This window comes from Desulfovibrio sp., assembly GCF_009712225.1.
Classification (GTDB): Bacteria; Desulfobacterota; Desulfovibrionia; order Desulfovibrionales; family Desulfovibrionaceae; genus Desulfovibrio.
The window spans coordinates 253645-268019 of sequence record NZ_WASP01000003.1; the positions used below are offsets into that span (position 1 = coordinate 253645).

Here is a 14375-nt window from a genome sequence, read left to right on the forward strand (position 1 = left end):
CTAGTTTCGTTCAACAGGCCGCCATGGGCGCGCCATATCGCTTACGAAGGGAGATAACCATGCCTACTCCACTGGAAATGCAACGCACGTTCGCCATCGTCGGAACCGGCGGTTGCGGCAAAACATCTCTGGCCGAGATGCTGCTGTACAAAGCAGGGGCGGTGAATCGCCTGGGGGCTGTAGAAGACGGAACCACCAGCCTTGACTACGAGCCCGAAGAAATCCGCCGGCGCGGCTCCATCCAACCCTCCTGCGCCACCTACCTCTGGAATAAAAACCGACATTTTCTGCTGGATATTCCCGGCGACGGCAACTTTACAGGCGACATGGAATGCCTGCTCAAGGGCGTGGACAGCGTCATCTTTGTGCTGGACGCCGTTGACGGCGTGCGCCCCCTTGCCAAAAAGTTCTGGAATATTGTTCGCGCCGCCGGTCTGCCCGCCGTGATGGTGGTCAACAAGGTAGACCGTGACCGCGCCGATTTTCAGATGGCCCTCGACGGCCTTGCCGGTCTTAACGTCAAGCCGGTGGTATTGCAGCTGCCCATACGCCAGGGCGAATCATTTGTGGGCGTGGCCGACGTGCTGACGGGCAAGGCCCGCATGTTTGGCGACAACGGCGCCACTGCCGAGGCCGATATTCCCGCTGCCCTGGCCGACGACATCAGCCTGCTGCGCGACATTACCGTGGAAAACATCGCGGAAAGCGATGAGCACCTCATGGAAAAATATCTGGAAGAGGGCGTTCTTTCCGAAGACGACCTTAAAACCGGGCTGCGCGCGGGCGTCATCAAGGGCGAGCTTACGCCGGTTCTTACCTGCTCCGCTCTTGAAAACAAGGGTGGGGAAGCCCTGCTGACCGCCATTGAGGCACTGCTGCCCTCGCCCCTTGACCGCCCCGCCTTTACGGGCAGCAACGGCGCAGAACGCGCTCCTGACCCCAATGCCCCGGTGGCCTGCTTTGTTTTCAAAACTCTGGCCGATCCCTTCTCCGGTCAGCTTTCGCTGTTGCGAGTGCTTTCGGGCACTATCAACGGCGACGCCACGCTTAAGAATTCGCGCACCGAAGAAAACGAGCGCCTTGGCAACCTGCTGTATATTCTTGGCAAATCGCAAACCCCCTGCAAAGAACCCATTGGCCCCGGAGCCATTGTGGCGGTTGCCAAGCTCAAGAGCACCCGCACGGGCGACACCTTAAGCGACGAAAAAGCCCCCTTTGCCCTGCCCATGCCTGCCCTGCCCCCACAGCTTATCACCTACGCCCTGGCCCCCAAGGAAAAAGGCGAAGAAGACAAAGTATATGCGGCCATGCAGCGACTGCTGGACGAAGATATCACCCTACGCCTCGGTCGCGACGAAGAATCTGGCGATATTCTGCTTTCAGGCATGGGGCAGCTGCATATCGAACTTTCAGTGGAGAAGGCCAAACGGCGTTTCAAGGTGGATATCGTCCTCAAAACCCCCAAGGTTCCCTACCGCGAAACCATTCGCGGCAAGTGCCAGGTGCAGGGTCGCCACAAAAAACAGTCTGGCGGGCGCGGCCAGTTTGGCGATTGCTGGATAGAGATGGAAGGCCTGCCGCGTGGTTCGGGTTATGTGTTTGAAGATGCCATTGTGGGCGGCGTTATTCCCCGCCAGTACATACCCGCCATCGACAAGGGCGTACAGGAAGCCGCGGGCCGTGGTTTTCTTGCCGGTTGCCAGGTGGTGGACTTCCGCGTGAAGGTTTACGACGGCAGCTACCATACCGTTGACTCGTCGGAAATGGCCTTTAAGGTAGCTGGCTCGCTGGCATTCAAAAAAGCAATGGAAAACCTCAAGCCCGTGCTGCTCGAACCCATCGTGCTGCTCACGGTTTCTGTGCCTGATGAAAGCATGGGCGATGTTATCGGCGACCTTTCTTCCCGCCGTGGCAAGGTGCTGGGCTCTGACTCGCAGGGTGGCAGCACGGAAATAAAGGCCCATGTGCCCATGAGCGAAGTATTGCGCTACGCGCCCGACCTGCGCTCCATGACCGGCGGACAGGGATTCTTCACCATGGAATTTGCACACTATGAAGAAGCTCCGCAGCCTGTGGCCGAAAAGGTCATGGCCGAACACCAGAAAAACAAGGCTGCCGAATAGCAACGGCCCAGCTTCATAATCATTAATAATGACAAACCGGCTGTTTTCTGCAAAACAGCCGGTTTGTACGTTTTGCAACGCAGACCACAAGCAGAAAGCACATGCATCAACCGATTACCATACTTTACTCACCGCTGCCGCAGGGCTCCAATGCCTATCTGCGCCTGTGGCGCAAAGCCTTTGAAACGGCGCTTGAACCTTGGCTGGATGCGCGGCAGCTTGAACATGTGCGCCGCTTCGGGCAGGAAGTTATGGAAACTGCCTTGTCGCGCCTTTTGTCCCGCGCCCTGCTCATCACGTCCGCAGGGCTGCACGGCTCGTCACAAAACCAGATACGTATGGACAACCATAACCGCCCGCTGTTTGCTGGCTGGCAGGTTGCCTTCAGCCACAGCGGACAGGCGGCCTTTTGCGCACTGGCGCCAGCAGGGCAGGAATCACCCACTCTTGGGCTTGATGCCGAAGCTCTTGCCTCACCCCCGCCCCACGCCAGCGCGTATACAGAACACGAACTTTTCGCCTCCACTGCCCTGTTTCGCGAGTGCACAGACCGCGAAGCCCTGCGCCGCTGGACAATAAAGGAGGCCATGGTCAAGGCCGCGGGCCTTGGCCTTGGCATGCAGCCCGCGCAGATACCCACGGGCAGGTTTGGGCAAAGGGCTGGCCTGTGGCAAGGGCCGCTTGGTTTACTGGGCTGGCGCACACTTGCCTGCCCCGGCCACTGGCTGTGCGTGGCGCAGGCAGGGCGGGTGCCCCACTCGAAAATTTTCTTGCGGCGGCAAGATCCACACACCTTGCTGGCCCGCCTCACAGATTTGCAGCAGCAGAGCTGACCGGAACGCCAGCCAAGCCGTCCCCGCAGACATTCCTTGCAAGCCAGACGTTTTTGCGGCACTCTCCGCCCATGCCGCGTTTTCACATTGTCACGCTTTTTCCCGAATTTTTCGAATCTCCCCTGTCCACAGCTCTCATGGGCCGTGCACGGGAGGCTGGCATTGTGGATTGCAGTTTTCACGATCCCCGTCAGTTCAGCACGGACAAGCACCGCCATGTGGACGACCGCCCTTACGGCGGCGGCCCCGGCATGGTCATGCAGGGGGAGCCTCTGGCGCATGCCCTGCGTTCCATCGAGCGACCGGGTCGCATGCTGTTCATGGCCCCCGGCGGCCGCCCGCTGACGCAGGACATGGTGCGCGAACTCGCGCACGAGGAAGACCTCACCATTGTCTGCGGCAGGTACGAGGGCATCGACGCACGCCTGCTGCAACTGTTTCCGCTTGAGCCGGTAAGCGTGGGCGACATTGTCCTCAATGGCGGCGAAAGCGCTGCCCTTTCGGTGCTTGAGGCTGTTTCACGCCTTATGCCCGGCTTTATGGGCAAGGAAGAATCTGGCGAGGACGAAAGTTTTTCGCACGGCCTGCTGGAATATCCGCATTACACGCGGCCAGAAAATTTTGAGGGGCTGCCTGTTCCAGAAGTGCTGCAAAGCGGCGACCACGCGCGCATTGCCTGCTGGCGCAGGCAGGAATCTGTGCGCGCCACCCTGCGCATGCGGCCAGAAATGTTGAACGAGGCTCCGCTGTACCGCGAAGACGTGCAAACCCTTGCAGATACTCCACGCGAGCGGCCTGGACGCAACCTTTCTTTCTGCCTTGTGCACTACCCGGTATCGCTTGGGCCAAAAAAAACTGGCGCTTCCTCTTTGACAAATCTGGACATACACGATATAGCCCGAATTTCCCGCAGCTATGCGATGGGTTTCTTCTATCCGGTAACCCCTCTTCGCGACCAGTTGCGGGTGCTGGAAGAAATTTTGCGTCACTGGACGCGGGGGCCGGGCGGTACAGGCAACGCCGACCGGGCGCAGGCACTCGGTCTGGTGCAACCCGCGACTTCGCTTGAAGAAGCGGTGGCGCATATGACCGCGCAGCATGGAACGCGACCCAGGCTGGTAGCTAGTTCTGCCGTCTGGCCTGCCAAGGGCAAGGCATCCAAACCGGAACGCATGCCCATGACACCGCGTGACGTGCGGCGCTGGTGCGACCAGGGGCCGGTTATGCTCTGCCTGGGCACGGCGCAAGGGCTTGCGCCGGAGGTGCTCGAACAGTGCGAAGGCACTCTGAGACCGGTGCGTTTTTTGGGCTACAACCATCTTTCGGTGCGCAGCGCGGCCGCCATTCTGGCCGACAGGATATTAGGCGACTACTACTGACGCAACACGGCGGCCTGAGCGCATCGGCGCCGCTTTGCAACGACGCAACAATCCGCCCGGATTTGCAAGGAGTTCACGATGGACATCATCAGGAAAATTGAACTGGAAAACCAGCGCATGGATCTTCCCGCGTTTCGCTCCGGCGACACGGTGAAAGTGCACCTGCGCATTGTGGAAGGCGAAAAGGAACGTATCCAGGTCTTCCAGGGTAACGTCATCCGCATCAAGCGCGGCACCACCAGCGCCACCTTCACGGTGCGCAAGGTTTCCGACGGCGTGGGCGTGGAACGTATTTTTCCGCTCAACTCGCCCTTCATCGATCGCGTTGAGCTGATCACCCAGGGCCGCGTGCGCCGCAGCCGCCTGTACTACCTGCGTGCCCTCAAGGGCAAAGCCGCGCGCATCAAGCCGCGTGGCCGTTTCTGATCCCTTTTTTAGGTATCAGACCCGCAGCAAGCGTTTTTACGGCGCACCAGAGATTTTCTCTGGTGCGCTGTTCGCGCGTCCATAGACTGGCAGCACAACTTAATACAGCGCTACAGGCGACCCGGTCTCGGAAACCTGAGCGTCCATAGCCGCCAGCCACACATATTTACGCTGGTCAGGCCCCGTGCCGCACAGCGGAGAAACCATGGGCAAAAAAGCATCGAACCGCGCTGCAAGGTCACAAAACCAGTTTTCGCAGGCAAGTCTTGTGCATCTGGTTACCGCGACGGGCTCTGCCGTGCCCGCAGAAGCCTCCCTGCTGCCGCAAGCCCCGGAAACGACGAGCATGCTGATTGCCGGTATCGACGAAGCAGGTCGCGGATGTCTGGCTGGTCCAGTGGTGGCCGCAGCCGTCATTTTGCCGCAAAGTTACGAACTGCCCGGCCTCAATGATTCCAAGGCGTGCAGCGCCAAGACACGCGACATGCTTGCCCCGCTCATCCGCCAGTGCGCCCTTGCCTGGGGTTTGGGTGTGGTGTGGCCTGCCCGCATTGACGCCATAAATATTTTACAGGCCACCTTTGAAGCCATGAGTCGGGCCGTACGCTGCCTGTGGTGCAGCCCGGCGCAACTGCTCATTGACGGCAACAAGACCCTGCCGCGCGAGGTGCTGACCCTGCACTGGGGCAAAACCCACAGCGCGAACCTGCCGGTGCAGCGTTCCATCATCGGGGGCGACGCCAGCGAACCCGCCATTTCCGCAGCGTCCATTCTGGCCAAGACGTACCGCGACACGCTCATGATCCACATGGAAAAGCGATGGCCCGGCTACGGATTTGGAATACACAAGGGTTATGGAACAGAAGACCATTATCAGGCCCTGCGCCGCCTTGGCCCCTGCCCGCAGCACCGGTTGACCTTTCGCGGTGTACTGCCCGAAAAGCCCGTGGCGCAGCAGGCCAGCCTGTTATGACGCCCCGCTGGCTGCAGGGCCTTTTGGGCGGCAAGGATGAGCAGTCCGCTGCCCCGGCCCATATGCGCCTTGGCCGCAAGGGGGAGGACGCAGCCCGCGCCCAGCTTGAACGCAGTGGCATGAAGGTGCTTGCCTGCAACTGGCGCGAGGGCAGGCTTGAGCTGGATATTGTCTGCCGCGACGGCGACACCATAGTTTTTGTTGAAGTAAAAACCCGCAGCCAGACTACGCACGGTGGCCCAGCCGCCGCGCTTACCCAAGCCAAACAGCGCACCCTGTGCCGCGCGGCCCGGGCATGGCTAGCGGCCCACGACGCGTGGAGCAGCCCATGCCGGTTTGATGTGGTCTGCGTTGTGCGCGAGGGCGATACCCTGCATCTGGAGCACTGCCGCCATGCCTTTGAATGCGAATCGACTGTGGATAGTGGCAACGCCACTTGGCAACCCTGGTGATCTTTCGCCCAGAGCCCGCGAGGTGCTGGTCGGCGCCGATCTGGTACTGGCTGAAGACACCCGCCGCACAGCCCGCCTGCTGCGCGAATGCGGCATTGAAGTACGCCGCCTGCTGAGTTTCCACGACCACAACGAAACCGAGCGACAGGAGGGAGTACTGCGCCTGCTGCGCGAAGGGCAAAGCATTGCCCTGGTTTCCGATGCCGGAACCCCCCTGCTGGCCGACCCCGGCTACCGTCTGGTGCGGGCCTGCCGCAAGGAGGGCCTTGCCGTATCGCCCCTGCCGGGGCCTTCCGCGCCAGTGGCCGCCCTTTCAGCTGCGGGCATACCGCCGCTGCCGCACAGTTTTCTGGGTTTTTTGCCGCGCGACGCTGCAGGCCGCGACGCCCTATTTACCGCCTTTGCCCACGTACCGGGCGCGCTCATCTTTTTTGAACGCAAGGATCGCCTCAAGGAAAGCCTTGCCCAGGCCGCGCGCATTCTTGGCCCCCGCGAGCTGGCTGTGTGTCGGGAATTGACCAAGGAACATGAGGAATTTATAGTAGGTCGTCTTGAAGACAGCGCCCAGCTGCCCGACGAACTGCTGGGGGAAATTACGGTGATTGTGGGGCCGCCAGAGCACACAGAGCGTACCCCCAGGGAAGAAGTGCTGCAGCTGGCCAATGCGGAGCTTGCAGAAGGCGGCAAGCCGCGTCAGGTTGCCCGCCGTGTGCAGGATGCCGTGCGAGGCTGGTCTGGCAAGGAAATATACGCCCTGCTGACAGGAACGGAGCAGCTCGCCCCAGAAAACTAGCACCCGAAAACGGTGCCCGGCAGGCGTACAGCAAAGCCGCAGGGTGTGCATATTCTGGCAAGTACCGCACATTGTGCCAACAACTGACCGTGTCTGTTTACCCCGGCCAGCAAGGACCCTGCTGCTTTCAGCGGGCCAGGCCCGCCCAAACAGACCAACCGGCATGCCACGGGGTTGCCATGTATCCCAAACGCGTTGTTCTTGCCTGTCTGGCCCGCACAGGTTGCATCAATGCAGCCATGACGGCCAGAGGCATGCAGCAGATAGGTCTGGCCTTTGTGCTCGAGCCTGCCCTGCGTCAGCTCTACCCAGAACCGCAGGCCTTTGCCCGCGCCATGGGCCGCTACGCGGGGCACAGCAACACTCACCCGTTCATGATTCCCCTTTTTGTGGGCATTCTGCTTTCGCTTGAGCAGGCCATTGCCAAGGGTTCGCTGCCAGAATCTGCGCTCAATTCCGTGCGCGAAACACTGGCAACCACCCTGTCGGCCCTGGGGGATTCGTTTTTCAGCGGTACCCTGTTGCCCCTGTGGTCGCTGCTCACCGTCAGCCTGCTGCTGGCCGGGTTCACGGGCATTGCCATTGTGCTGGCTGTCAGCATGTTCTGCGCCCTGCTGCTGTTCAGGGCCATCTGCTTTGTTTCGGGCCTGCGCTACGGGCTGACCACACTTACCAAACTGCGCAAGCTCAACCTCATCAACTGGGTGGACAGGCTCAAGATGATCAATGCGGCCCTTGCGGCCCTGGTCATCTGGCATTTGCCCCTCAGCAAGATCAAGCCATTTCCCTGGACTGCCTATGCCCTGGGGGCTGCGGCAGTACTGGCCGCCGCGTGGCTTGTGGGCCGCATGCGCCTGCCGCGCCTGCTGCTTTGGGTGGTGACCACGGGAGCCCTTATTCTCGTGGACTTGGGCCTCATAGGCATGTAGAATATACATGTTTTTCGGTAACGGACGTTTTGTTTGCCTGACCGAAAACGCTCAAAGGTAGGACGATGGAAGACGCCATAGAACAAACGCCACGAGGTCTGGCGCTGCGGATATGCCTTGGCCTGCGCAACGGCCTGCACGCCCGACCGGCGGCCCGCCTGGCGCAGGAGGCGCAGCGCTATGCCTCTGATATACAGCTTATAAGCGACACCGGCGAGGTGGACGCCAAAAGCATGCTGGACATACTTTCTCTTGCTCCGCCCGCCAATGCGGAGCTCACACTGCTGGCCCAGGGCGACGACGCCCGCGAGGCCCTCAGCGGTCTGGCCCAATTTTTAACCAATTTGCAGGATTAGCATGGCCCGCGCGGTACTTTTCGGCACACCTGTTTCGCCTGGCATTGCCATTGGCAGGGTGCGCTTTATGCACAAGGCACGGCAGGACGACGAACGTCGCATCACCGCTGCCGAGGTGGCAGCCGAGCAGGAAACCCTGCGGGCTGCGGCTGAAGGCGTGCGCGCTTCGCTGGCCGCCACCATGGAAAATGTGCCGGAAGACCTTTCGGAATACCGCGATGTTATTGCCGCGCAAATGGAAATGGCCCGCGACCCAAAACTGCTCAAAGCAACGCTGGCCCGTATAGAAAACAACCTTGTGTGCGCCTCGTGGGCGCTCAAGCTCACTGTGGACGAACTGTGCGCCCTGTTCAGAAGCATGGACGATGCCTATCTGCGCGACCGCGCGCAGGACATACGCGCCGTGGGACTGCGCCTGCGCGAACACCTTGCTGAAGACCCCGCGCGCAATACCGAGGACGAAACCCCCGGCGTGCTGGTGGCCGAGGATCTCTCTCCCGCAGATGTCATGGAGCTCAACCTTGACCGCGTGCTGGGCATTCTGACTGCCGAGGGCGGCCCCACATCGCACACCGCTATTCTGTCGCGCGGCATGCATATTCCCTGCCTTGCTGGCGTTACCGGGCTTATGGATATTGCCCGCGAAAACGAAATAGTGGTTGTGGACGGCCTTGGCGGCAGCGTGCTGCTGAGCCCCGACGAAACCGACGAGGCCCGCTTTGCCGCGCGCCGCGAAGAATACACGGCATGGGAAAACCTTACGCTCAAGTCTGCCCGCTGGCCCGCCGAAATGTGCGATGGCGTGCGGGTGGAGGTACAGGCCAACCTTGAGGGCACCAACGAACTGGCGGCCCTTGCGCAGTGCGGGGCAGACGGCGTGGGCCTTTACCGCACCGAATTTGCCTATTTTACCGACCGCCTGCCCTCGGAAGAAGACCTGCTGACCGAATACGCCGCCGTGGCCCAAAGGGCCGCGCCAGACCGAGTGGTTTTTCGCACGCTTGACGTGGGCGCAGACAAAATGTTGCACGCCCAGGCGGTGCTCAAGGAACCCAATCCGGCACTGGGCCTGCGCGGCATACGGTTTTGCCTGCGGCATCAGGGTATTTTTCGCACCCAGCTGAGGGCGCTCATGCGCGCTGGCGCCATGGGCAATGTGGCCATCATGCTGCCCATGATTTCGTGCCTCGACGAGGTGCAGCAGGTGCGCCGCATCATGCAGGAACTGCATCAGGAGCTGGCGGCCCAAAACCTGGCCCACGCCCCTCTGCTGCCCTTGGGCGTGATGGTTGAAACCCCCGCTGCGGCACTTATATGCGATGCTCTTGCGCGCGAATGCGACTTTTTCAGCATCGGCACCAACGACCTTATCCATTACATAATGGGTATTGACCGCAACAACCGCCATGTGGCCTATCTCAACGAGCCCCTACACCCGGCAGTGGTGCGCTCGCTTAAACATATTATCGACGCCGCCCACCGCGAGGGTATTGGCGTTTCGGTCTGCGGCGAGCTTGCCTCCGACCCCTTTGGTCTGGCACTGCTGCTGGGCATGGGTGTGGACACCGTATCTGCCGCGCCACGTTTTGTACCGGGAATGAAGCATCTTATCCGCCAGTTTAACGCCCAGACCTGCATGGAACTTGCCAACAGCGTGCTGCTCAGCACCGATGTGGCTGCCTCCAAGCGCATGGTGCGCGAAGCTCTGCAACAGTCACTGGGGCAGGAACTGGCCTTCCATACCACGAGCCTTTTCACACACAGTCACCCATGAGTCAAAAAACATCTCCCTCCACAGTCGCCGTAAACAAAAAGGCCCGCCACCTCTATGAACTTTCTGAGTTCACCGAGGCGGGCATTGTGCTTACCGGCCCGGAAGTCAAAAGCATCCGCGCTGGCAAGGTAAACTTTATTGACAGCTATGTTGATTTTCGTCAGGGCGAAGCCTGGCTTGTTTCGCTGCATATCGCGCCCTACGCCAATGCTGGCTATGTGTCGCAAGAACCAGACCGCGCGCGCAAGCTGCTGCTGCACGAACGCGAGATATCCAAATTTGCCGGGCTGGTGGCCCAGCAGGGCCTGACCGTTGTGCCCGTGCGCCTCTATTTCAAGCGCGGCAAAATCAAGGTCGAAATTGCCTTGGGCAAGGGCAAAAAACTGCACGACCACCGCGAAACACTCAAACGCCGGGCTGCCGAGCGGGATATGGCCCGCGAACTGGCGTAACCTGAATCCGGGAACGGGCGCTCTTGCTGCAAGAGCGCCTCTTTTTTTAAGGCAGTACCTGTGGGTATTGCCGCAAATGCTGGCCAGCTGCCAGTCCTTCAAGGCATATTATGCGGCATCCTCCCCTGCAAGCCCCCCTGCTCTGGCAGACGTATCTGGGCTTCTGGATAGCGGGCATTACTGCCGCCCCCTGGCCCCTGCCTTCCCTCTGCTTTGCACTGCTGCTACTGGTTGCCGATGCCCGCCTGTGGCAATGGGCAAGGTCGGTTCTGGCGCTGCTGTGCCTGTTGGCCGGTTTTATGTCTGGCTGCTGGCAGCTCTATGGTTCTCCCCTGTCGGCACTGCCGTCAGCCGCAAGGCATGCGAATCAGCCGCCTCTCTGGCTGCACGAGAGCCCGCAAGCTCCAAGGGTGTGTGGCACGGTGCGCGACATGCAGGGTCTGCCCGACAACCGTCTGCGTCTGCTGCTGGATGATGTTCGCCCGGAATCAGCCGACACGTCTACGGCAGCTCCCGCACTGCCGGGCAAACTTGCCTGGACGTGGGAATCTCCCGCGCCTGCCCTTGGCTTTGCGCCTCCCCTCCCCGGCCAGACCGTGTGCCTCACCCGGCGCCCCACGCCTGCGCAGGGTTTTGCCAACGAAGGGCAGACAGACTGGGGTCTGTGGCTGGCTGCCCAGGGAGTACGCTGGCGGGTGTGGAGCCTTGGAGCACAGGGCAGCCCGCAGGTTTCTGGTCAGCCCACACTATCTGCCCGCTGGCGTGATGCACTGCGGCAATGTTTTGTTGCGGTGCTGCTGCCACCGCAACTTGCCCCCGCGCAGGTACCGGGCGCAACCACCCCTGCCGTCGGGGCGGTTCATCGCCCCCCCATGTCGCAGGGCAAGGCCATTCTGCTCGCTCTGCTTTTTGGTGACCGGCAATATCTCAACCAACAGACCCTTAACAATTTTGCGGCGGCCACCCTCGTGCACAGCCTCGCCCTTTCGGGCCAGCACCTTACCGTGGCGGGCCTCGTAGGCCTGCTGTGCGTGCTGGCTGCCGCACGTGTGCGCCCCGGCATGTACCTGCGCCGCCCTCGCGCCGTGTGGATACTGCTGGCTACCGTGCCACCGGCCATGGCGTACCTGTGGTTGGGCGACGCACCGGCCTCCCTGCTGCGGGCAGCAGTGATGCTGCTGTTTCTGGCTTTTTATTTTTTGCGCGGCAGACCGCGCACCACTTTGGATGTGCTGTGCACCGCCTTGCTCTGCATCAGCGTGGCCTCACCGCTCAGCATGCTGGATACGGGCCTGCAGCTTTCTGTCCTTTGCGTGGCAGTTATTGGCATGAGCATGCCCTGGCTGCGAGAACTGGCTCCAGAGCCGGACGCAACGCCACGCTTGCAGACAGATCAACAGCCATCTGCCCGGAAGTTTCTGCGGCATAACGGCAAGATACAACGAGCACTGTGGGCCATGGCGCGCATATTTCTGGTGTCGCTGTTCATTCAGGTAGCTCTGCTGCCGCTGAACATGTTGCTCTTCAACAATATGGGGCACTGGTTCTGGCTCAATGTGCTCTGGCTGCCCATTGCCGATATGCTGGTGCTGCCCGCCGCCGTGCTTGGCCTGATTTTTTCCGCCACCGGGCTTGAAACCCTGGCGCGGATTACTCTTGATCTGGCCGCACTGCCCTGCCAGTGGCTCACAGACTGCCTTGCCTGGCTGGCCAGCTCCAACCTGCTACAACCTCCCGCCCTGCTTCGCCCCCACTGGACAACCCTGCCAGCCTTTGCCGCCCTGCTGGGAGCCCTTGCCCTCAAGGCAGGACGCCCCGGCCTGCCCCTGACAGCCCGACGCCTGCTGCTGGCCGGTGCCCTACTTTTGTGCATTGGACCCGTATTGCGCACCGCCGAGCGCCTCTCTGACCATATTCGCATGGATGTACTGGATGTGGGACAAAGCCAGGCTCTGGTGCTGCGACTGCCCGGGCATACGCGCATGCTGCTGGACGGCAGTGGCAGCGCCTCGCCTCGCTTTGACCCCGGTCAGGCCATTGTGGCCCCGGCCCTGACATACAACGACACGCCGCAACTGGCTGCAGTGCTCAACACCCACCCCGACCTTGACCACATGGGGGGGCTACTGCATGTACTGCGTTTTTTTACGGTGAATCATTTGTTTGAGAACGGGCGCGAAGGCAAGGCAAGCTGGGGCCAGCAATGGCGCGAGGCGCGCAGTGGGCACCACAGCCGCCCCCTGGCAAGGGGCGATGTACTTGTGCTGGGCAACGCGGCAAATGACTTGCGCATGGAAATACTGCACCCGCCCCGAGAGGAACAGGATACGTGGCAGGGCAACGATGCCTCGGTGGTGGCCCGGCTGACCCAGCGCGGGAGAGGGCTGGCCCTGTTTCTGGGCGATGCGGAACGGCCTGTGCTGCGCCGCCTGCTTGAAAACGGCGACGACCTGCGTGCAGAAGTTATTGTGGCCCCGCACCACGGCTCGCAAAATGGATTTTTAAAAGAATTTTATGACGCTGTGCAGCCGGGTCTTGTGGTGGCTTCGTGCGGGTTTGAAAACCGTTACGGCTACCCTTCGCCAGGGCTGCGGGCGTGGTGCGCAGGTACAGGCGTGCCGCTGCTGTACACAGGGCGCGATGGAGCGGTGAAGGTTGTCTGGAGCTCTCAGGGGCAGGGATATGGACAGTACAGGGTAAGTACCGGCCGACCATAACCACGCGGAACTGCCTATTTTTTACGCATGGAATTTGGCATGTGCCAGAAAAAAATGGCGAGTATATTCGCTGGAACGCCTTTAATGTCATTGCTGGCGGCTTTGAAATGGAACAGGCGTCTACCCTGCTACTTTTTGAACCAAGAATCCACCAGGCGGGGATTTTCTTTCATGAAACGGAGGGCATTCTGCACGGGATCAGTGCCTCTCTGCTGGTTCCAGTCCATAAGCCGCTGTAACTGCGTGGCATCTTCAAAACGAAAATTGCTCAAAAAGGCCCACACTTCAGGGTGGTCTTTTTTTAACCCTTCTCGCCCAATCTTGAAAATACTCTCATCCTTGCCAAGACTGGCCAGCGGGTCATCCAGATAGTGCATGGGCCAACGGCTGAACATCCAGTGTGGCGACCACGCTGTCACCACAATCCATTCATGTGTACGTATGGCCTCAGCCAGGCTGGCCGCCATACTGGGGCCGCTGCCCGGCACAAGCTGCAACTGGGTGATTTCGTAATCCTTCAGCGCCTTGGCCGTCAGCCGCATAATGCCAGCGCCGGGGTCAATGCCCACAATGCGCCCGTTGAACCTGTCTGCGTTGGCTTCCAGTTCATCTATGGAGCGCAACGACACATAGTCGGGCACTGCCAGCCCCAGGCGCGCGCCGCCCACAAGCTTGCCCAGCATTTCTACCTTGTTTTTAACCCTGGCATACATGTCCGCATGCGTATCGGGCAGCCAGGCCGCAACCATTGCATCTGCGGCTCCACTGGCAACACTGGTCCACATGGCCTCCTGGCTTACCGGCAGCAGTTCCACGCGGTATCCATAGCGCTCTTCCAGCACTGCCTTGACCAGATTGCTGGAAGCAACAGCGCAATCCCAGTCAACGTAGACAATCTTGAGGGTCTTGCCCGCCTTGTCGGCCGCAACTCCCTGCCCGGGAAACGCCCACACCATAACCGCCAGAAACAGTATGAAAAACCTGCGTGCCATTGCTTCCTCCACACCTTTTTTGCCAAGGCCTTGTGCGTTGGCATTCGGAAGAGGGGATTCCGCTTGAAATACAGACTAACAGTTTCAGGCGCGGCTTCAAGCTGTTTCATGGTTCGGGCGGTGTATCGTCAATTATCGCGCGCATAAAAATTTTTGCCAGCCGCTTGTCATGCGTG

The 14375-nt window shown here is 60.6% G+C and carries 13 protein-coding genes; 12 read left to right on the forward strand and 1 reads right to left on the reverse strand.

All coding sequences use genetic code 11. The features are described from left to right. Window positions 1–59: 59 nt before the first annotated feature. The 12 genes from F8N36_RS02185 (at window position 60) to F8N36_RS02240 (ending at window position 13207) form a co-directional block, all read left to right on the forward strand. The gene (locus F8N36_RS02185; protein WP_291331109.1) at window positions 60–2123 is read left to right on the forward strand and encodes an elongation factor G; all 2064 of its coding nucleotides are present in this window, start codon (window positions 60–62) and stop codon (window positions 2121–2123) included. Window positions 2124–2224: 101 nt separating this feature from the next. Then, the gene (locus tag F8N36_RS02190) at window positions 2225–2956 is read left to right on the forward strand and encodes a 4'-phosphopantetheinyl transferase superfamily protein (protein WP_291331110.1); all 732 of its coding nucleotides are present in this window, start codon (window positions 2225–2227) and stop codon (window positions 2954–2956) included. A 71-nt stretch (window positions 2957–3027) separates the two neighbouring features. Beyond that, the gene (gene trmD / locus F8N36_RS02195) at window positions 3028–4335 is read left to right on the forward strand and encodes a tRNA (guanosine(37)-N1)-methyltransferase TrmD (protein ID WP_291331111.1); all 1308 of its coding nucleotides are present in this window, start codon (window positions 3028–3030) and stop codon (window positions 4333–4335) included. 78 nt (window positions 4336–4413) lie between these two features. After that, window positions 4414–4761: a 50S ribosomal protein L19 gene (gene rplS, locus F8N36_RS02200; protein WP_022658201.1), complete on the forward strand. Its 348-nt coding sequence runs from the start codon at window positions 4414–4416 to the stop codon at window positions 4759–4761. A 346-nt stretch (window positions 4762–5107) separates the two neighbouring features. Continuing rightward, window positions 5108–5734 (forward strand): ribonuclease HII, encoded by a 627-nt coding sequence (locus F8N36_RS02205; protein WP_291331389.1) that lies wholly within the window; start codon window positions 5108–5110, stop codon window positions 5732–5734. A 62-nt stretch (window positions 5735–5796) separates the two neighbouring features. Next, the gene (locus F8N36_RS02210) at window positions 5797–6186 is read left to right on the forward strand and encodes a YraN family protein (protein WP_291331390.1); all 390 of its coding nucleotides are present in this window, start codon (window positions 5797–5799) and stop codon (window positions 6184–6186) included. Further along, window positions 6128–6979 (forward strand): 16S rRNA (cytidine(1402)-2'-O)-methyltransferase, encoded by an 852-nt coding sequence (gene rsmI / locus F8N36_RS02215; protein ID WP_291331112.1) that lies wholly within the window; start codon window positions 6128–6130, stop codon window positions 6977–6979. Before F8N36_RS02210 ends, rsmI begins: the two co-directional genes overlap by 59 nt. A 179-nt stretch (window positions 6980–7158) precedes the next feature. Then, on the forward strand, window positions 7159–7908 hold the full coding sequence (locus F8N36_RS02220) for a PTS system mannose/fructose/sorbose family transporter subunit IID (protein ID WP_291331113.1): 750 nt from the start codon (window positions 7159–7161) through the stop codon (window positions 7906–7908). Window positions 7909–7973: 65 nt separating this feature from the next. Beyond that, a complete protein-coding gene (locus tag F8N36_RS02225) occupies window positions 7974–8264 on the forward strand; it encodes an HPr family phosphocarrier protein (RefSeq protein WP_291331114.1) in 291 nt (96 codons plus the stop codon). Window position 8265: 1 nt separating this feature from the next. Next, on the forward strand, window positions 8266–10038 hold the full coding sequence (gene ptsP / locus F8N36_RS02230) for a phosphoenolpyruvate--protein phosphotransferase (RefSeq protein ID WP_291331115.1): 1773 nt from the start codon (window positions 8266–8268) through the stop codon (window positions 10036–10038). Continuing rightward, the gene (smpB, locus tag F8N36_RS02235; protein ID WP_291331116.1) at window positions 10035–10490 is read left to right on the forward strand and encodes an SsrA-binding protein SmpB; all 456 of its coding nucleotides are present in this window, start codon (window positions 10035–10037) and stop codon (window positions 10488–10490) included. The genes ptsP and smpB overlap by 4 nt, the downstream gene beginning before the upstream one ends. 110 nt (window positions 10491–10600) lie before the next feature. Next, a complete protein-coding gene (locus F8N36_RS02240) occupies window positions 10601–13207 on the forward strand; it encodes a ComEC/Rec2 family competence protein (RefSeq protein ID WP_291331117.1) in 2607 nt (868 codons plus the stop codon). A gap of 128 nt (window positions 13208–13335) precedes the next feature. Here F8N36_RS02240 and F8N36_RS02245 read toward each other — a convergent pair whose 3' ends face one another. Beyond that, window positions 13336–14199 (reverse strand): glycine betaine ABC transporter substrate-binding protein, encoded by an 864-nt coding sequence (locus F8N36_RS02245; protein WP_291331118.1) that lies wholly within the window; start codon window positions 14197–14199, stop codon window positions 13336–13338. Window positions 14200–14375 lie beyond the last annotated feature (176 nt).